At 66.5% G+C, this 18,392-nt stretch carries 14 protein-coding genes and 2 tRNA genes; 9 read left to right on the plus strand and 7 right to left on the minus strand.

Features of this window, described 5'->3' with window-relative positions; all coding sequences use genetic code 11:
• Positions 1-125: 125 nt before the first annotated feature.
• Positions 126-201, plus strand: a tRNA-Thr gene (locus ACOTSS_RS11855).
• A gap of 80 nt (positions 202-281) precedes the next feature.
• Here the strand turns inward: ACOTSS_RS11855 and ACOTSS_RS11860 are convergent.
• The 3 genes from ACOTSS_RS11860 to ACOTSS_RS11870 form a co-directional block, all read right to left on the minus strand.
• A complete protein-coding gene (locus tag ACOTSS_RS11860; protein WP_448688354.1) occupies positions 282-644 on the minus strand; it encodes an MbcA/ParS/Xre antitoxin family protein in 363 nt (120 codons plus the stop codon).
• 23 nt (positions 645-667) lie between these two features.
• Positions 668-1,885 carry a tyrosine-type recombinase/integrase gene (locus ACOTSS_RS11865; RefSeq protein ID WP_448688355.1) on the minus strand — a complete coding sequence of 406 codons (1,218 nt, stop codon included), beginning with the start codon at positions 1,883-1,885 and terminating at the stop codon, positions 668-670.
• A 222-nt stretch (positions 1,886-2,107) separates the two neighbouring features.
• Positions 2,108-2,194 (minus strand) — tRNA-Leu (locus tag ACOTSS_RS11870).
• A gap of 195 nt (positions 2,195-2,389) precedes the next feature.
• Between ACOTSS_RS11870 and ACOTSS_RS11875 the strand changes: the two genes are divergently transcribed.
• From ACOTSS_RS11875 to ACOTSS_RS11905, 7 genes are all read left to right on the plus strand, one after another.
• Entirely contained in the window at positions 2,390-3,328 is a 939-nt protein-coding gene (locus ACOTSS_RS11875; protein WP_448688356.1) for a complex I NDUFA9 subunit family protein, read from the plus strand.
• A 176-nt stretch (positions 3,329-3,504) separates the two neighbouring features.
• Positions 3,505-4,308 carry an undecaprenyl-diphosphate phosphatase gene (locus ACOTSS_RS11880; RefSeq protein ID WP_448691340.1) on the plus strand — a complete coding sequence of 268 codons (804 nt, stop codon included), beginning with the start codon at positions 3,505-3,507 and terminating at the stop codon, positions 4,306-4,308.
• Positions 4,309-4,465: 157 nt separating this feature from the next.
• Positions 4,466-5,908 carry an NAD(P)-dependent oxidoreductase gene (locus ACOTSS_RS11885; RefSeq protein WP_448688357.1) on the plus strand — a complete coding sequence of 481 codons (1,443 nt, stop codon included), beginning with the start codon at positions 4,466-4,468 and terminating at the stop codon, positions 5,906-5,908.
• Between the two features lie 23 nt (positions 5,909-5,931).
• A complete protein-coding gene (locus ACOTSS_RS11890; protein ID WP_448688358.1) occupies positions 5,932-7,134 on the plus strand; it encodes a DUF2059 domain-containing protein in 1,203 nt (400 codons plus the stop codon).
• 110 nt (positions 7,135-7,244) lie between these two features.
• Entirely contained in the window at positions 7,245-11,771 is a 4,527-nt protein-coding gene (gltB, locus tag ACOTSS_RS11895) for a glutamate synthase large subunit (RefSeq protein WP_448688359.1), read from the plus strand.
• Between the two features lie 249 nt (positions 11,772-12,020).
• Positions 12,021-12,449 carry a hypothetical protein gene (locus tag ACOTSS_RS11900; protein ID WP_448688360.1) on the plus strand — a complete coding sequence of 143 codons (429 nt, stop codon included), beginning with the start codon at positions 12,021-12,023 and terminating at the stop codon, positions 12,447-12,449.
• Between the two features lie 88 nt (positions 12,450-12,537).
• Positions 12,538-13,209 carry a glutathione S-transferase family protein gene (locus tag ACOTSS_RS11905; RefSeq protein ID WP_095386493.1) on the plus strand — a complete coding sequence of 224 codons (672 nt, stop codon included), beginning with the start codon at positions 12,538-12,540 and terminating at the stop codon, positions 13,207-13,209.
• A gap of 144 nt (positions 13,210-13,353) precedes the next feature.
• Here the strand turns inward: ACOTSS_RS11905 and ACOTSS_RS11910 are convergent, their stop codons facing one another.
• Together ACOTSS_RS11910 and ubiG are read right to left on the minus strand one after the other, a co-directional pair.
• The gene (locus ACOTSS_RS11910; RefSeq protein ID WP_448688361.1) at positions 13,354-13,953 is read right to left on the minus strand and encodes a YdeI/OmpD-associated family protein; all 600 of its coding nucleotides are present in this window, start codon (positions 13,951-13,953) and stop codon (positions 13,354-13,356) included.
• Entirely contained in the window at positions 13,950-14,675 is a 726-nt protein-coding gene (ubiG, locus tag ACOTSS_RS11915; RefSeq protein WP_448688362.1) for a bifunctional 2-polyprenyl-6-hydroxyphenol methylase/3-demethylubiquinol 3-O-methyltransferase UbiG, read from the minus strand. Before ubiG ends, ACOTSS_RS11910 begins: the two co-directional genes overlap by 4 nt.
• 220 nt (positions 14,676-14,895) lie before the next feature.
• On the opposite strand from ubiG, the gene ACOTSS_RS11920 reads away from it, so the two are divergent.
• The gene (locus ACOTSS_RS11920) at positions 14,896-16,146 is read left to right on the plus strand and encodes an aspartate kinase (RefSeq protein ID WP_095386490.1); all 1,251 of its coding nucleotides are present in this window, start codon (positions 14,896-14,898) and stop codon (positions 16,144-16,146) included.
• A 12-nt stretch (positions 16,147-16,158) separates the two neighbouring features.
• Here the strand turns inward: ACOTSS_RS11920 and ACOTSS_RS11925 are convergent, their stop codons facing one another.
• On the minus strand, positions 16,159-17,697 hold the full coding sequence (locus ACOTSS_RS11925) for a tetratricopeptide repeat protein (protein ID WP_448688363.1): 1,539 nt from the start codon (positions 17,695-17,697) through the stop codon (positions 16,159-16,161).
• Between the two features lie 67 nt (positions 17,698-17,764).
• On the minus strand, positions 17,765-18,358 hold the full coding sequence (locus ACOTSS_RS11930) for an inner membrane-spanning protein YciB (protein WP_448688364.1): 594 nt from the start codon (positions 18,356-18,358) through the stop codon (positions 17,765-17,767).
• Between the last annotated feature and the right edge of the window lie 34 nt (positions 18,359-18,392).

Genomic DNA, 18,392 nt, shown 5'->3' on the forward strand with positions numbered 1-18,392 from the left:
CGGCCGGATCGCTCTCGTGATTGCTGCGGATTGCAGCGCCCGAACACCCTCTCGGGCTCGTCACCGGGAAACTGCGCTACGACGCTTGTCTTCACGCCGACACGCTGGTAGAGGCGCCCCTCGTTGCCGCTTTAGCTCAGTTGGTAGAGCACATCATTCGTAATGATGGGGTCACAGGTTCGAGTCCTGTAAGCGGCACCATCGACCCCATAATTCAACGACTTAGGCGGGATTCGCTTTTCCCGGAAGCCGTTGTTTGTGGTCATTTGGCGCCGCCTGAATCAGGAAGACGCCCTTCTCGTCTCCACATAGGTGAGCAGATCGCGCAACCCGCCTTCTGTTCGAACAAGATCGATCGGCATTCCGCCCAGATCCATATTCTTCGTTTGAAGCCAGGCCATGACGGACCGGTCATCGCCAAGCAGCACAGTCAGTTCCTGAAACAGCCGCACGAGATATTGACCGGCCCGGAATGCCGGGTCCGGTCGAGCAAGTTGGAATGTCCCGGCACGCAGGTCCGCTGCGCGACCGCCCGCGATGCCGAGCATCTCTCCAAGCAAGTCGTCATCGATGCTCCAGAGCGCAGCAACGCGCGCCACAGCCTCGGACAATACGCGGCTCTGCGCTTCCGGTGATGCCTCCATCATCTCATCTTTCCGCTCCACGGTCAGTCCTCCAGCAAGGCAGAGATCGCAGCTTCGTCATCGCTGCGCAGCGCATCCAGATAGTCGCTCCACCATTGATGCATCCGCACGCGCTCTTCCCAATAGGGCGTTCGGTTATAGATGCGGCGGATCTGATTGCCGTCGGCGTGCGCGAGTGATCGCTCGATGGCATCGGGATTCCACTTGCCGCACTGGTTGAGAAGCGAAGAGGCGGTCGCTCGAAAGCCGTGAGACGTCAAATCCCGCGGCCCATAGCCCATTCGGCGGTAGGCCGCATTCATCGTATTCTCGCTGAGCGGTCGCTTCCATGTGTGGAACGCCGGAAAGACATAATCCTCGCCGCCGACATAGGGCCGCAGCTCTTCCAACAGGGCAATCACCTGCCGCGACAGCGGGACATAGTGGGGCCGCCGCATCTTCATGCGCTCCGGCGGGACAGTCCAGACGGCCTTCTCGAAATCGAACTCGGCCCAGCGCGCGAGCCGAAGCTCGCCGGGCCTCGCCATGACGTGCGGCAATATCTTGCAGGCGAGCAAGGTGATCGGATAGCCCGAATATCCGTCCAGCGCGCGAAGGAACCCGCCGACCTCTTCCGGCTCGACGAGCGCGGCGTGGTGCTTCGGCCTCGGTGCAATCAGCGCACCGCGCAGAAGCGTTGTCGGATCGGAGTCCGCGCGCCCCGAGGCCGCAGCATAGCGGAACACACGGCTCGCAAAGGAACGGCAGCGACGCGCCGTCTCGAAGTGCCCCTGCGCCTCGATCTTCTTGAGCACGGCAAAGAGATCGACGGCCTGCAGGTCCGCGATGGGCGTGCCGGCGATCGGCCGAAGCTTTTCGAGAAGCCACTTCGTTTTCTCGATCGTTGCTTCGCTCCGGCCTTCCTTGGTGACCATCTCGATATATTCCTCGGCGAGATCGCCGAAACAATTCGAGGCCTTGAACTTGCCGACGAGCTTGTGACGCTTCCGCTCCGCGAGCGGATCGGTGCCCTCATGGATTTTCAGCTTGGCCTCGTCGCGCTTGCGCCGGGCTTCGGCGAGGCCAACATCCGGATAGGCGCCAAGCGCAATGCGCTTCTGCTTTCCATGCATCGTGTATTTGAAACGCCAAAGGCGCGCACCGGTCGGGTGCACCTCGATATAGAGGCTATGGGCATCGGAGACTTTGTAGACGCGATCCCGCGGCTTGAGGGACCTGATTTGAACATCGCTAAGAGGCACGGCTCAACTCCTTTGAAAGGGTTAGGACCGGCACCAATCACAGCGCTCGAGGCGAACGGGCCATCGAGCAAAACTCACTCCAGAAAAGACGGGCCATTATGGCTTTTTTGATGGCCCGTTTTGGGGTGAGATTGTGTGAGACACCCTCGGACAATTCGGAACAAAACCCACGGAAAACTAACATATTTCCGGGATTTTGTCGATTGCCCTGAGAAGGGTAAATGGTGCCCAGAAGAGGACTCGAACCTCCACGACCTTGCGATCGCCAGCACCTGAAGCTGGTGCGTCTACCAATTCCGCCATCTGGGCACGGGGTAGGAGCGGGCGCTTAGCGGTGGGGGCTGTGGCTTGTCAACCGCGCTCGGGGCGATGTCCGATATTTTCTTTCGGAGCGGCCGCTTTGCGGCGGCGGGGGCGGCGTCGCCCCTTGCTCCGTCCGGCGCTTCGCGGCATGGGGGAGCCCATGCGGCGCGCGGCGCCGGGACAGAATCACGGACGGACGATATGCGAAACCTCGACGGGCAATTGATCACGGTGCTGGGCGGCGGCGGTTTCATCGGCCGCTATGTCGTGCAAAGGCTGCTCGCCCGCGGCGCACGCGTTCGCGTCGCGCAGCGCGAGCCGCGCGCGGCGACCTTCCTGAAGCCGCTCGGCGGGCTCGGCCAGACGCAGTTCGTCGCCGCCGACGTCCGCGACGCGGCGAGCGTCGCGCGCGCGGTCGCGGGCAGCGACGCGGTGATCAACCTCGCAGGCAGCTTCGATGACATGCAGGCCGTGCAGGCCGACGGCGCCGCCCATGTCGCGGCGGCGGCGAAGGCGGCCGGCGTGCGCGCGCTCGTCCATCTTTCGGCGATCGGCGCCGACCCGGCGAGCCCCTCGGCCTATGGCCGCAGCAAGGGCGACGGCGAGGCCGCGGTGCGCGCCGCCTTCCCCGGCGCTGTCATCCTCCGTCCCTCGATCGTCTTCGGCCGCGAGGATCATTTCATCAATCGCTTCGCTGCGATGATCCGCCTGTCGCCGGTCGTCCCGGTGATCGCCCCCGCCGCGAAGTTCCAGCCGGTCTATGTCGGCGACGTCGCCGACGCGGTGGTCGCGGCGCTCGAGGCTTCCGCCGCGGGCCGCACCTTCGAACTCGGCGGGCCGCAAGTGCTGACGATGGCGGCGCTGCTCCGCTGGATCGCCGACACCACCGGACGCAGGCGGCTGTTCGTCGACGTGCCCGACGCCGTCGCCTCGGCGCTCGCGAGCGGGCTTGGCTGGGCGCCCGGCGCGCCGATCACCAAGGATCAATGGCTGATGCTGCAATCGGAGAATGTCGTCGCACCGGGAGCCGAGGGGCTCGCCGCGCTTGGCATCGCGCCCGCCTCGCTCGCTTCGATCGCCGAGGGCTGGCTCGTGCAATATCGCCGCCACGGCCGCTTCGCCGAGATTGCGGCGCAGTGAGCCGCAGCGGCGACCTGCGGCTTTCGCGCCGCTTGGCAAAAGCGCCTGCGACGGCATAAGAGCGTTTCAGGACAGGGCGTTCGGCACGCGTCGGGCGCCCTTTCGCCTATCCTTCCCCATCAGGACCCGCGCATGACCCTGCCCTGCCCCGTCCGCTGCGCCGCCGCCAAAGGAGCATCCCGTTGATCTGGCTGACCGCGATCATCCTCGGCATCGTCGAGGGGTTGACCGAATTCCTGCCCGTCTCCTCGACCGGGCACCTGATCCTCGCGACCGAGCTGCTCGGCTATGACGCGTCGAAATGGGCGATCTTCAACATCGCGATCCAGCCCGGCGCGATCCTCGCGATCGTCGTCCTTTATCGCCACCTCTTCTGGGACATGTTCGTCGGCCTGTTCCGCCGCGACCCGGTCGCCATCGCCTTCGTGCGCAACCTGCTGCTCGCCTTCTTCCCCGCCGTGATCCTCGGTCTCGCTTTCGGCGACCAGATCGAGCTGCTGCTGGAAAACGCCGTCGTCGTCGCCTGGGCGCTGGTGATCGGCGGTTTCGGCATATTGCTCGTCGAGCGCTTCGCCAAACCGAAGGAGAGCGGCGGGGTCGCCGCGCTGACCACGCGCCAGTCGATCCTCGTCGGCCTCGTCCAGTGTCTCGCGATGATCCCCGGGGTCAGCCGCTCGGGCGCGACGATCATGGGGGCGATGTCGCTCGGCGTCGACCGCAAGACCGCCGCCGAGTTCAGCTTCTTCCTCGCGCTGCCGACATTGACGGGGGCAACCGCGCTCCAGCTTTTCAAGCATCGCGATGCGATCACGACGGGCGATCTCGGGCTGATCGCGGTCGGGGCGCTCGTTTCCTTCGTTGTCGCCTGGGCGGTGATCAAAGCCTTCCTCGCGGTCGTCACCCGCTATGGCTTCGCGCCTTTCGCCTGGTACCGAATCATCGTCGGCGGCGCCGCGCTGGTCTGGCTCGCCCTCAGATAGAACCGAACCGGTACTAAATTGCGAAAGATAATTGCGTAGAGCGAAATTACATCCTCAAGAAAATGATTTAAGGTCAGTATAGCTGTCCTATATGGAATTTCTTCCGTGACAGCGCCCCGCGCACCATGCATCCGGCCCGCAACGAAAGGGACTTTGCATGGCAGCCGACCGCATGCTCCAATTTGTGGGGCGCGAACAATCCTACCCCGACAAGCGCTCGCCCGAAGAGCGCGCGCGCGATTTCAAGGAAATCGCCGAACGCTACGCCGCGCCGGACGCCGACGCGCAGGCCGCGCGCTGCTCGCAGTGCGGCGTCCCCTATTGCTCGGTGCATTGCCCGCTGCACAATCATATCCCCGACTGGCTGCGCCTGACCGCCGAGGGGCGGCTGCGCGAGGCCTATGAGCTCAGCAACGCGACCTCGACCATGCCCGAGATCTGCGGCCGCATCTGCCCGCAGGACCGGCTGTGCGAGGGCAATTGCGTGATCGAATTCTCGGGTCACGGCGCGGTGACGATCGGCAGCGTCGAAAAATATATAACCGACACCGCCTGGGCCGAAGGCTGGGTCGAGCCGATCCACCCCGGCCCCGCGACCGGCCAGTCGGTCGGCATCATCGGCGCCGGGCCTGCAGGGCTGACGGCGGCCGAATATCTGCGCACCCAGGGGCATGAGGTGCACGTCTACGATCGCCACGACCGTGCCGGCGGACTGCTCACCTATGGCATCCCCGGCTTCAAGCTCGAGAAGGACGTGGTGATGCGCCGCGTCGCCCGGCTCGAGGAAAGCGGCATCCACTTCCACCTCGGCTTCGAGGTCGGCGAGGACGCCACGCTCGACCAGCTCCGCGCGAAGCACGACGCGATCCTGATCGCCACCGGCGTCTACAAAGCGCGCGAGATCGCCGTGCCGGGCAACGAAGCCGCGGGGGTCATCGCCGCGCTCGACTATCTGATCGCCTCGAACCGCAAGGGCTTCGGCGACGCGGTTCCCGAATTCGAGAACGGCCGCCTGAACGCCGCGGACAAGCATGTCGTCGTGATCGGCGGCGGCGACACCGCGATGGACTGCGTCCGCACCGCGGTGCGCCAGGGCGCGAAGTCGGTCAAATGCCTCTATCGCCGCGACCGCGAGAATATGCCGGGCTCGCAGCGCGAAGTTTCCAATGCCGAAGAGGAAGGCGTCGAGTTCGTCTGGCTCTCCGCTCCCGAACGCTTCACCGCCGACACGGCGGTCAAGGAGGTCGCGGTCAAGGGGATGCGCCTCGGCGCGCCCGACGCCAGCGGCCGGCGCAGCCCCGAGCCCGACCCGGGCCGCGCCTTCGATCTCCCCGCCGACATGGTGATCAAGGCCCTGGGCTTCGACCCCGAGGAACTGCCGCAGCTCTTCGGCTCGCCCGATCTCAGCGTCACGCGCTGGGGCACGCTGCGCGTCGATCACCAGACGATGATGACCAGCCTGTCGGGCGTCTTCGCCGCGGGCGACATCGTCCGCGGCGCCAGCCTGGTCGTCTGGGGCATCCGCGACGGGCGCGATGTCAGCGAACAAATGTCGAAATGGTTGAAAGCGAAAGCAAAAAGCGAAAAGAAGGCCGCCTGACCAACAGGGTAAGGAATCACCATATGTCGACCTGGAAATCCATCTTGCTCGCCGGCACGATCGCCGTCACGCCGCTCCACCCCGCCTTCGCGCAGGAAGCGCCGGCCGCGGAGGTTGTGGCACCGCCGATTTCGGACTCCACCGAAGCGCAATCCGCCGACGAAGGCCAGGGCCTCAGCGACGAAGCCATGATGGCAGGCGCCAAGGCGAAGATGCAGAAGGAAATGGACGCGGCGATCGCGCTCGTGGAGAAGATGTTCGACACCAGCGACCTGCCGCCGATCGAACCCGCGCGCCTGACGCTGGCGGAGCGCACGACCGCCGCGCTGATCCCCGACGGCAGCCTCGAAAAGATGATGGACAATCTGTACGGCAAGATGCTGCGCACGATGCTCGAGGAAACCGGCGGCAATTCGGACCTGTCGCTGTCGATCAAGACCGGGGTCGAAAGCGACCGGATCGCGGCGCTCGACGCCGACACCAAAAATGCCGTCGCCGACCTGTTCGACCCGCACCGCAAGGAGCGCGAGGATCGGGTGGTGAAGGTCATCCGGCCGCTGATCAGCGAAGCTCTCGCCGACCTCGAGCCGCCGATGCGCGCGGGGCTCGCCAAAGCCTATGCCCGCAAATTCTCGGCCGACCAGCTCACCGAACTCAACGCCTTCTTCGCGACACCGACGGGGCAGTCCTACGCCGGCGAATCGCTCGCGCTGCAGGCCGATCCCGAGGTGATGCTCGCGGTGATCAAGGCGGTCCCGCCGCTGGTCACCAAATTCATCGACCGCGCGCCGACAATCGAGGGTCAGCTCAAGGATCTGCCCAAGGAAAAGGGGCTCGCCGACCTCAGCGACGCCGAGATGAAGAAGCTCGCCAAGCTGATGAAGGTCGACGTCCAGACGCTGAAGGACAATCGCGACATGTGGAGCGGCGATGGCGAGCCAGCGGATGCTATGATCGGTGAACCGGGTGACGAGGCCACATGGGATTCGGCCGACGCCGCGGCCGATGGGGCCGAAGCGGCCGTGGCCGCCGACGCGGCGGATGCGGCGGCAGCCGCCGCCGATGCCGCGATCGACGACCCCGCCTATGACCGCGACAATTGGTCGGAGGCCGACCGCCAGCGGGTCGAGCAGCTCGAAGAGGCCGCCAGCAACGCCTCCTCGGCCGCGTTCGACGCGCAGGAAGAGGCGGTCGCCAACGCCCGCAAGAAAACGCCGTCGCCGTAAACTTTATCGTCATCCCGGCGAAGGCCGGGATCTCGCCGGTGCGTCAGGATGCAAGGATGAGATCCCGGCCTTCGCCGGGATGACGGAGATAGAATTGACAGGATCATAAGATGACCCATTTCCCCACCCCCGAACATGCGCGGCTTGCCGCCGAGGGCCTCTATCGCCCCGACCTCGAATCCGATGCCTGCGGCGTCGGCATGGTCGCGGCGACCGACGGCAAGGCGTCGCGCCGCGTCGTCGAGGCCGCGATCGAGGCGCTGCGCGCGGTGTGGCACCGCGGCGCGGTCGATGCCGACGGCAAGACCGGCGACGGCGCGGGGATCCATGTCGACCTTCCCGAACGCTTCTTCGACGATGCGATCGCGGCGTCGGGGCACAAGGTGCGCCCGAACCGCCTCGCCGTCGGCATGATCTTCCTGCCGCGCACCGATCTGGGCGCGCAGGAGGAATGCCGCACGATCGTCGAGACCGAGATCATCGAGGCGGGCTACACCATCTACGGCTGGCGCCAGGTGCCGGTCGACGTGTCGGTGATCGGCGACAAGGCGCAGCGTACGCGCCCCGAGATCGAGCAGATCATGATCGCCGGACCGCTGCCCGGGGATCAGTCGGTCGACGAGTTCGAAAAGCAGCTCTATCTCGTCCGCCGCCGCATCGAGAAAAAGGTCATCGCGGCGCAGATCGCCGATTTCTACATCTGCAGCCTGTCGGCGCGCTCGATCATCTACAAGGGGCTGTTCCTCGCCGAGAGCCTCGCGGATTTCTACCCCGACCTCGCGAACAAGCTGTTCGAAAGCCGGGTCGCGATCTTCCACCAGCGCTATTCGACCAACACCTTCCCGCAATGGTGGCTCGCCCAGCCCTTCCGCTGCCTCGCCCATAATGGCGAGATCAACACGATCCGCGGCAATCGCAACTGGATGAAGAGCCACGAGATCAAGATGGCGAGCCTCGCCTTCGGTGAGCATTCGGAGGACATCAAGCCGGTGATCCCGGCGGGCGCGTCGGACACGGCGGCGCTCGACGCGGTGTTCGAGACGCTGTGCCGCGCCGGCCGCGACGCGCCGACCGCGAAGCTGATCCTCGTTCCCGAGGCATGGGAAAGCGACCCCGACGCGCCCGAGGCGCACAAGGCGATGTACGCCTATCTCGCCAGCGTCATGGAGCCGTGGGACGGCCCTGCCGCGCTCGCGATGACCGATGGGCGCTGGGCGGTCGCGGGGATGGACCGCAACGCGCTCCGCCCGCTGCGCTATACGCTGACCGCCGACAATCTGCTCGTCGTCGGCTCCGAAAGCGGGATGGTGCTGCTGCCCGAGGCGAGCATCCGCAAGAAGGGCCGGCTCGGCCCCGGCCAGATGATCGCGGTCGACCTCGACGAAGGCGCGCTCTACGACGACCGGGCGATCAAGGACCGGATCGCCAGCGTTCAGGACTATCCCGCGCGCGTCAAGGGCTTCCGCACCATGGCCGATCTGCCCAAGGGCGGGAAGTCGAGCCTTGCCGGCTGGGAGCGCTCCGAACTGCTGCGCCGCCAGGTCGCGGCCGGATTGACGATGGAGGACATGGAACTGATCCTCTCGCCGATGGTCGAGGATGCGAAGGAAGCCGTCGGATCGATGGGCGACGACACGCCGCTCGCCGTCATTTCGGACAAGCCGCGCCACGTCGCGCAATTCTTTCGCCAGAATTTCAGCCAGGTCACCAACCCGCCGATCGACAGCTTGCGCGAACGGCACGTGATGAGCCTGAAGACGCGCTTCGCCAACCTCGCCAACATCCTCGATGAAAAGGGGCAGAGCGAGCATGTCCTCGTCATGGACTCGCCGGTGCTCGTCGGCGACGACTGGGACCGGCTGCGCGCCTATTTCGGCGACGCGGTCGCCGACATCGACTGCACCTTCCCCGTCGGCGGCGACGCCTCGACCCTGCGCGACGCGATCGCGCGCATCCGCCGCGAGGCCGAGGATGCGGTGCGCGCCGGGCGCAGCGAGCTGTTCCTTTCCGACCAGAATATCGGCGAAGACCGCGTCGGGGTCGCGATGGTGCTCGCCGCGGCGGCGGTCCACACCCATCTCGTGAGAAAAGGCCTGCGCAGCTACGCCTCGGTCAACGTCCGCTCGGCCGAGGTGCTCGACACCCACAGCTTCGCGGTGCTGATCGGCGTCGGCGCGACCACGGTTCACGCCTATCTCGCCGAAGCGACGATCGCCGACCGCCAGGCGCGCGGGCTGTTCGGCGAGCTCGACCTCGCCGACTGCCGCAAGCGCTTCCGCAAGGCGATCGACGACGGGCTTTTGAAGATCATGGCGAAGATGGGGATCGCGGTGATCTCCAGCTATCGCGGCGGCTATAATTTCGAGGCGGTCGGCCTGTCGCGCGCGCTCGTCAACGACCTCTTCCCCGGCATGCCGGCGAAGATTTCGGGCGAAGGCTATCAGTCGCTGTTCATCAACGCGACCGAGAAGCACGAGGCGGCGTTCGACGCGCGCGTCACCACCCTCCCCGTCGGCGGTTTCTATCGCCAGCGCGCGGGCGGCGAGACGCACGCCTATTCGGCGCAGCTGATGCACCTCCTCCAGACCGCGGTCGCGACCGACAGCTATTCGACCTATCTGCAGTTCGCGCGCGGGGTCGCCGACCTGCCGCCGGTGTATCTGCGCGACCTGATGGAGTTCAACTTCCCCGCGCAGGGCGTGGCGCTCGACAGCGTCGAGGCGATCACCGAGATCCGCAAGCGCTTCGTCACCCCCGGCATGTCGCTCGGCGCGCTGTCGCCCGAGGCGCACGAGACGCTGGCGATCGCGATGAACCGCATCGGCGCCAAGGCGGTGTCGGGCGAAGGCGGCGAAGCGAGCGAACGCTATCGCCCCTATGCGAACGGCGACAATGCCAACAGCAACATCAAGCAGATCGCGAGCGGCCGTTTCGGCGTCACCGCCGAATATCTGGGCGCGTGCGACGAGATCGAGATCAAGGTCGCGCAGGGCGCCAAGCCCGGCGAGGGCGGCCAGCTGCCCGGCTTCAAGGTCACCGAATTCATCGCCCGCCTGCGCCACGCGACGCCGGGGGTGATGCTGATCAGCCCACCGCCGCACCACGACATCTATTCGATCGAGGATCTGGCGCAGCTCATCTACGATTTGAAGCAGATCAACCCGCGCGCGCGCGTCTGCGTCAAGCTCGTCAGCTCGGCGGGTATCGGCACCGTCGCGGCGGGCGTCGCCAAGGCCCACGCCGACGTGATCCTCGTCTCCGGCAACACCGGCGGCACCGGCGCTTCGCCGCAGACGAGCGTCAAATATGCCGGCACCCCGTGGGAAATGGGCCTCAGCGAAGTCAATCAGGTGCTGACGCTCAACGGGCTGCGCCACCGCATCCGCCTCCGCACCGACGGCGGGCTCAAGACCGGACGCGATATCGTGATCGCGGCCATTTTGGGCGCCGAGGAATATGGCATCGGGACTTTGAGCCTCGTCGCGATGGGCTGCATCATGGTGCGCCAGTGCCATTCGAACACCTGCCCGGTCGGCGTCTGCACGCAGGATGAAAAGCTGCGCGCGAAGTTCACCGGCAGCCCGGAGAAGGTGATCAACCTGATGACCTTCATCGCCGAGGAGGTGCGCGAGATTCTCGCCAGGCTCGGTTGCCGCAGCCTCGACGAGGTGATTGGCCGTACCGAACTGCTCCGTCAGGTCAGCCGCGGCGCCGAGCATCTCGACGACCTCGATTTGAACCCGATCCTCGCCAAGGTCGACGCGCCCGACGACCAGCGCCGATCGCAGGGGCCGAATTTCCGCAACCCGGTTCCCGACAGCCTCGACGCGCAGATATTGAACGACGCGAAGCCGCTGTTCGAACGCGGCGAGCGGATGCAACTCACCTACAATGTCCGCAACACCCACCGCGCGGTCGGCACCCGCCTGTCGGCGGAGGTGACGCAGCGTTTCGGCATGACCGGCCTCGCGCAGGGCCATGTCGAGATTCGCCTGCGCGGCACCGCGGGCCAGTCGCTCGGTGCCTTCCTGTGCCAGGGCATCACCCTCGAAGTGTTCGGCGACGCCAACGACTATGTCGGCAAGGGATTGTCGGGCGGCCGCATCATCGTGCGGCCGACGGTATCAAGCCCGCTTGTCAGCCAGCACAACAGCATCGTCGGCAACACCGTCCTCTACGGCGCGACCGCGGGCACATTGCTCGCGGCGGGGCAGGCGGGCGAGCGTTTCGCGGTGCGCAATTCGGGCGCGAACGTCGTCGTCGAAGGCTGCGGCGCGAACGGCTGCGAATATATGACCGGCGGCACCGCGGTGATCCTCGGCCCGGTCGGCTCGAACTTCGGCGCCGGCATGACCGGCGGCATGGCCTTCGTGCTCGACACCGACGACGCCTTCGAGCGCCGCGCCAACGGCGAATCGATCGTCTGGCAGCGCCTCGACAGCGCGCATTGGGAAGCGGTGCTGAAGGAGCTGATCGCCGACCATGCGCAGGCGACGGGCAGCAAATGGTCTGCCGAGATCCTCGCCGACTGGGACCTGCGCAAGGGCCAGTTCTGGCAAATCTGCCCCAAGGAAATGCTCCCCCGCCTCGCCCAGCCGCTGAGCGACGCCGAGATCGAGGTGGTGGCCGCCGAGTAGCGCCACGCCCCAATTCGCGTCATTGCGAGCGAAGCGAAGCAATCCAGAGTGCGCGTAAACCGCTCTGGATTGCTTCGCTTCGCTCGCAATGACGAATCAAGGCCATGTCTATGAGTGGAACCCGGCGAAAGGTTCGCCGCACCGGCGGCGCGTCTCGTCGCACCTGCGGCAGCGTTCAGCGCAGCGAAAGCGTCGATCGCGTAGAGGGCGCGGCTTAATAGCCTCGCGTCCTTATGGAAGGATGATGCCATGACCCGCCGCCTGCCCCTGATCGCCCTCCCCCTGCTCGCGCTCGCCGCGCCGCTTCCCGCCTTCGCCGCCGACGGCGATACCGCCGCCGCGGTGCTTGGCGACCCGGTCGCGCAGGATCGCATGGCCGACACGGTCACCGCGCTCGTCGACGCGCTGATGCGGCTCAACGTCGGCCCGCTCGCCGAAGCGGTCGCCCGCGCCGATCCCGAATCCGACGCCGCCTACATCCCGCCCGACGCGACGCTCGGCGAACTCGCCGGCCGCGACCCCGATTATGGCGAACGCCTCGGCAGCGACGTCCGCGCCGGCACGCGCATGGCGGGTCACATGGCCGCCGCGATGGCCGCCTACGCCCCCGTGCTCAAGGACATGGCGCGCGACATGGCCGCACAGTGGGAACGCGAGCGCGACGCCGCGCGGCGCTGATCCCTTTGGTGGATAAATAGGGACAGTCCCTGTTTATTCGGCGCCATAGCCGTTGCGCGCGCGGCCCCGCTGCCGCTATGCCGAACCCATGTGGCAACTCTATCAATTCCCCTTGTGTCCCTTTTCGCGCAAGATTCGGCTTTTGCTCGGCGAAAAGGGCGTGGGCTACGAACTGCTGCGCGAATCGCCGTGGGAGCGCCGCGACGAATTCATCGACCTCAACCCGGCGGGCCGCACCCCGGTGATGGTCGACCAGGAACGCGGTCAGGTGCTGATCGACAGCGCCGCGATCGCCGAATATTTCGAGGAAACCGTCGAGGGCAAGGCGATGATCAACGGCACGGCCGCCAACCGCGCCGAAATCCGCCGTCTCGTCGCCTGGTTCGACCAGGATTTCTATTATGAGGTCACCGGCCCCCTGCTGTTCGAGCGGATGCAAAAGCGCATCGTCCACCGCCAGCCGCCCGACGGCGGCGCGCTGCGCGAGGCGATGAAGGCCGCGAACAACCATCTCGACTATGTCGACTATCTGATCGACCACCGCACCTGGCTCGCCGGCGCGACGATGAGCCTCGCCGACCTCGCCGCCGCGGCGCATATCTCGGTCGCCGACTATCTCGGCGGCATCGACTGGACCGGCCACGAACAGACCAAGGGCTGGTATTCGGGCCTGAAATCGCGCCCGAGCTTCCGCCCACTGCTGGCGGAGCGGATGGAGATCGTCAGTCCGCCGAAATATTACGAGGATGTGGATTTCTAAACCGACATAAATCCGCATCCCCGAGCGAAGACGAGGGGCTATGCCGAGCGAAGTCGAGGCTGCGACGTATCTGATTCTCGCTTCGCTCGAACGAGCCCCTCGTCTTCGCTCGGGGATGCGGTGTGTTTTAATGCCGCCTCGCGCTCAGCAGCCCTTATACTTCCAGTTCCGGTCCTTGCCCTCGGCGACCTGCGCGACGATCGTTTCGATCCGCTTGACGCGCGTTTCCTCGCGCTTCGCCTCGAGCACCCATTCGATATAGTCGCGCCGCTTGCCGGGCGAAAAGGCGTCCCAATGGCCTTGCGCGGCGCCATTCGCCTTCAACGCCGCCCCCAGGTCGGCGGGCAGGTCGAGCGCCGGCTTGGCCGCCGCCTTCGCCCGCTTTGGCTTGCCCTCGCCCGCCAGCGCCACCGCCTTCGCGATCATCGCCGCGAGCGCCTTGTCGTCGGGCAGATCGGCGAGCGAGACGAGCCGCCCGAAGCTGCCCATCGCCCCCTCCTTGCGCGCCGCGCCGGTGACCTCCTCGTCGCGCCAGAAACCGAAGGTCGCATGGCTCTTGAACGCCGCCATGCCCGCCAGATTCTGCCCGTTCAACACGAAATGCGGCACGCCCCATTTCAGCGTCTCGGCGGCATCCGGCGCGTGCTTGTGCACCAGCGCGCGCATATGGGTCAGGATGGTCTGCGCGAAGGGCTGGGCTTTCGCGATATAGGCGTCGACGCGCGGGTCGCGGCCGCCGCTCATCCCGCGTGCCGCGCCGCGATCAGATAGTTGAGCGCCTCGCTGGCGCCGAGCTTGAAGCCTTTCCCTGGCGAGGGCGACAGCCCGGTGCGGTCGATGACCGCCAGCCCCGCGCCCTCGATCAGCGCGGTCAGTTCCTCGGGCCGCAGGAAGCGGTCCCAGTCGTGCGTCCCGCGCGGTACCGCGCCGACGCGCTCGGCCGCCTCGACCAGCAGCAGCTTCGAGGCGATCGTCCGGTTGGGCGTCGAAAGGATCATCAACCCGCCTGGCGCGAGCCGTGCGGCGAGTTCGGCGACGAAGGCGGCGGGATCGGCGACATGCTCGACCACCTCCATCGAGGTGACGAGGTCGAAGGTCGCGGGCGGCAGCGCCGCCAGCTCGCCCGCATGATAGGCGATCGCCAACCCCTGCCCCGCAGCATGATCCCGCGCTGCCGCGATATTCTCGGGCGCCGCATCGACCCCCGTCACCGCCGCGCCCAGCCGTGCCAAGGGCTCGGCGAGCAGTCCAGCGCCGCAACCGACGTCGAGCGCGCGCCGCCCCGCGAGCGGGTGCCGCTCGCGCGCGTCGACATGCCAGTGCGCATCGATCTGGTCGCGAATATAGGACAGGCGCACGGGATTGAGCTTGTGGAGCATCGCCGACGAGCCGTGCGGGTCCCACCAGTCGGCGGCGAGCGCGCCGAAATGAGCGGCTTCGTGCGGGTTGATCGTCGCGGCGTTCATGCGGCAGGATGTGGCACCGCCCGCCCGCCGGCGCAAGAAAATTGCCGCGGCGCGCCGTCCCGCGGTGTGGATCCGCGCCTTTCGTTGGGCGCGGGCAAGAAAATATATCGCAGCGGGGGCATCATCGCCTTGCCATCGCCTCCCCCCTTCCGTAACAGCGGCGCGCCGCGGAAATCTTCGAAAAGTTGCGGCTGAAACCAGCACAGGAAAGCGGGGCGACATGGCGCGGATCGTGATGAAATTCGGGGGCACGTCGATGGCGGGCACCGAGCGGATTCGCACCGTCGCAAAACTCGTCGCGCGCGAGGTCGCGCAGGGCAACGAGGTCGCGGTCGTCGTCTCTGCGATGGCGGGCGAGACCGACCGGCTCGTCGGTTTCTGCCGCGAGGCGAACCCGCGCTACGACCCCGCAGAATATGATGTCGTCGTCGCGGCGGGCGAGCAGGTCACCTCGGGCCTCCTCGCGCTCACCCTGCAGGCGATGGGCACCCCGGCACGCAGCTGGCTCGGCTGGCAGCTCCCGATCCGCACCGAGGAAGCGCACGCCCGCGCGCGCATCGCGAACATCGACACCGGCGCGCTCGGCGCGGCGATGGCCAAGGGCGAGGTCGCGGTGATCCCGGGCTTCCAGGGCCTGATGGACGACGGCCGCGTCGCGACGCTCGGCCGCGGCGGGTCGGACACCAGCGCGGTCGCCGTGGCGGCGGCGCTGAAGGCCGATCGCTGCGACATCTACACCGATGTTGACGGCGTCTACACCACCGATCCCCGCATCGTCGCGCGCGCGCGCAAGCTCGACTATGTGACCTATGAGGAAATGCTCGAACTCGCCAGCGTCGGCGCCAAGGTGCTCCAGACGCGCTCGGTCGGGCTCGCGATGAAGGAAGGCGTGCGCGTGCAGGTGCTTTCGAGCTTCGTCGAGGGCGACGAGGCGCCGAAGCGGGGCACGATGATCGTCAGCGACGAGGAAATAGAGGAACATCAGATGGAACGGCAGCTGATCACCGGCATCGCCCACGACAAGAATGAAGCGAAGATCATCGTCACCCGCGTGCCCGACAAGCCGGGCGGCGTCGCGAACATCTTCGGCCCCCTCGCCGCGGCGGGGATCAATGTCGACATGATCATCCAGAACGTCGGGCGCGACAAGGGCGAGACCGACGTGACCTTCACCGTCCCCGCGACCGACCTCCTGCGCTCGATCGACCTGCTCGAAGGCGCGAAGGAGAAGATCGGCTTCAACCGCATTCTCAGCGACGACAAGGTCGCGAAGATCAGCGTCGTCGGCGTCGGGATGAAGAGCCACGCGGGGGTCGCGAGCACGATGTTCCGCGCGCTCGCGGACAGGGGCATCAACATCCAGGCGATCTCGACCAGCGAGATCAAGGTCAGCGTGCTGATCGACGAGGACGAAACCGAACTCGCGGTTCGCGTCCTCCACACCGCCTACGGCCTCGACGCCGCCGACTGACGGACGACCCCTTCAATAGCGGCCGCGTGCCTTCACCTCGAGGGCCGCGAGTGTGGTGATCGCATCCTGCGTCTTGCCGCCGTCGATCTGGCCGATGATCGACTGCGCGACATTGTCGTCGCGCGGCCGGTGCGGCGCCGACGCCAGCGGAATCAGCAGCGATCGGGCCGCCGCCCCGTCGCCCTCGCGCAATTTCTGCAGCGCCAGCGATACGGCGACCTGCTCGTTTTCGGGCGCCAGTATCGAAGCGCGGATCAGCCCCTGCACCGCCCCCGCGGGGACGGCCTTCCCCGCCCAGGCATAGCTGCCGAAATAGCGGTAGAAGGCCTCGACCGATTGCGGATCGGCGCGATTGGCCCGAACGAACCATTCGCGCCCCGCGGCCCAGCCGGCGGAATCCTTGGGCGCGCCCTCGATCGCCTTCTGCGTCGCGAGACGTCCCTTCAGCAACAACGCCCGATCCGATTTCGGGTCGAGCTCCAGGGCTCGATCGGCGAGGGCCTCCGCCTCCCCAAAGCGATCGGCCATGAAGCTGACTTCCGCGGCCATCGCCTGCGCGACCGCATCGTCGGGATGTTTCCGCGCAGCGCGCTCGGCCTTCAGCGCATAGCCCTTGCGATAGCCCTTGGCGACGCCGTCCTTCATGGTCAGCCACGCCGGAAGAACATCCTCCTCGCCCGCCGTCAGCCGGCGCAGCGCGACCTTCGGCGGGGCCGATGCCGCTGGAATGCGGAGGGGCGGCGCCAGGGCGCCTTTCATATAGGCGTCGAGCTCGCGATCGAGCGTATCGAAATCCCCGAAAGCGTCCTTGGCCGCGACGAGGCTCGACTTGCCGGCGCGGATCGCGGCGAGATAGCGGTTCAGCTGACCGGAGCGCTCGGGGCGCAGCATCAGATAATGGGTGAGCAGCCAGGCTCTCCCATAAGTCAGATCGACATTGTCGCCAAAACCATATTGCTCAGGCGCGACGAGCCGGCGCAACGGCAGGTTCGAACCGCCCAGCAGCGCCGATCCGCGATAATTGGCCGGATAGCCGAGGACGATCGATCCATCCTCCCCGAAATCCACATTGGCGTTGAATTCGGCGAAGCCCTCGACATACCAATAAGGATAGGCGCCGGGGAAATTGGTCAGCATGAAATGATGGCTGTACTCGTGCAGCATCAGCGCCTGCGAATGGAGATCGCCGAGCTTCAGCCTGCGATCGGCCTTCGGATCGCTGATCCCGATGATCCGCGGCCCGGCGAGCGGCCCCGAATAATAGCCGAGCACCCCCGGACAGCGGCAGACATCGAAGAATAGCCGCGGATCGAGCGCATAGATGGCGACCGGCCGGCTGTGAAGGTCGGGATTGTCCGCGATGCCGTACAGCTGCCGCAGCGCGCCGTCGAACCGCTCGAGCCGGGTCGCGAAATCGCGCGCGGCTGTTTCATCGCCATCGGTCACCAGCACGAAATGATCGGTGCGGACCTCGAACCATTCGGCGCGCGCCGGCGCCGTCCACACCAGGGCGGCTATCGCCAGCCCGACCCACCAACCGAAACCCCTCAACGTCCGCTCCCCCTCAACCCGTTCCGGAATAGCCATTTTCCGGCCGGAGGGGAAGTCGTGCGCCGTCCTATTCCGCTGCGAGGCGCCGCGCTGCCGGCGCTTCGCCGCCGTTCCGGCGGCGCGTCCGCGCGCGGCCGACGAGCTGGACGATCGTGAAATGCACCGCAAAGAGCAGCGCCTTCGACGCGAGCGGGAAGATACCGATGAACGCCGGCCACCAGGGCGTGAAGGCATAGGCGATGACGAGGTTCGCGGCCGCGGTCGCGAACATCAGCCCCGCCCAGACGAAGCCGAAACGCTCCATCACGTCGCCGACCAGCGGCAGGTCCGCGGGCGGGATATAGCGGTTCATCCACCCGCGGCGCAGCATCGCCGCGCCGACGATCAGATAGACGATCGACGGCTTGACCATCACGAAGCGCGGATCGCCGGTCAGCATCGTCGCCGCTGCCGAGAAGAGCACCATCGCCAGGCTGATCCACTGCAGCGCGGCGACCGCGCGGCCGCGGGCGATCTCGAACAGCACCACGGCGCAGGCGGCCACGGTGCCGGCGACCGTCGCGACGATCAGGTCGACATGGAACGCCAGCAGCACCGCGAAGACAATCACCCCCAGCGAGTCGAAAACCAGCGGGCCCACGGCATAGAGCAACGGTTTCATGATTTCGTCCTTTCGCATATTCAATGTTATCATT

Source organism: Sphingopyxis sp. NJF-3, from assembly GCF_053514865.1.

What these genes read in the sequence shown, in the direction of transcription:
- ACOTSS_RS11860 (WP_448688354.1), bottom strand. Translation starts at nt 644, where the DNA reads ATGGAGGCATCACCGGAAGCGCAGAGCCGCGTATTGTCCGAGGCTGTG.
- ACOTSS_RS11875 (WP_448688356.1), top strand. Translation starts at nt 2,390, where the DNA reads ATGCGAAACCTCGACGGGCAATTGATCACGGTGCTGGGCGGCGGCGGT.
- ACOTSS_RS11885 (WP_448688357.1), top strand. Translation starts at nt 4,466, where the DNA reads ATGGCAGCCGACCGCATGCTCCAATTTGTGGGGCGCGAACAATCCTAC.
- ACOTSS_RS11890 (WP_448688358.1), top strand. Translation starts at nt 5,932, where the DNA reads ATGTCGACCTGGAAATCCATCTTGCTCGCCGGCACGATCGCCGTCACG.
- gltB (WP_448688359.1), top strand. Translation starts at nt 7,245, where the DNA reads ATGACCCATTTCCCCACCCCCGAACATGCGCGGCTTGCCGCCGAGGGC.
- ACOTSS_RS11900 (WP_448688360.1), top strand. Translation starts at nt 12,021, where the DNA reads ATGACCCGCCGCCTGCCCCTGATCGCCCTCCCCCTGCTCGCGCTCGCC.
- ACOTSS_RS11905 (WP_095386493.1), top strand. Translation starts at nt 12,538, where the DNA reads ATGTGGCAACTCTATCAATTCCCCTTGTGTCCCTTTTCGCGCAAGATT.
- ACOTSS_RS11910 (WP_448688361.1), bottom strand. Translation starts at nt 13,953, where the DNA reads ATGAGCGGCGGCCGCGACCCGCGCGTCGACGCCTATATCGCGAAAGCC.
- ubiG (WP_448688362.1), bottom strand. Translation starts at nt 14,675, where the DNA reads ATGAACGCCGCGACGATCAACCCGCACGAAGCCGCTCATTTCGGCGCG.
- ACOTSS_RS11920 (WP_095386490.1), top strand. Translation starts at nt 14,896, where the DNA reads ATGGCGCGGATCGTGATGAAATTCGGGGGCACGTCGATGGCGGGCACC.
- ACOTSS_RS11930 (WP_448688364.1), bottom strand. Translation starts at nt 18,358, where the DNA reads ATGAAACCGTTGCTCTATGCCGTGGGCCCGCTGGTTTTCGACTCGCTG.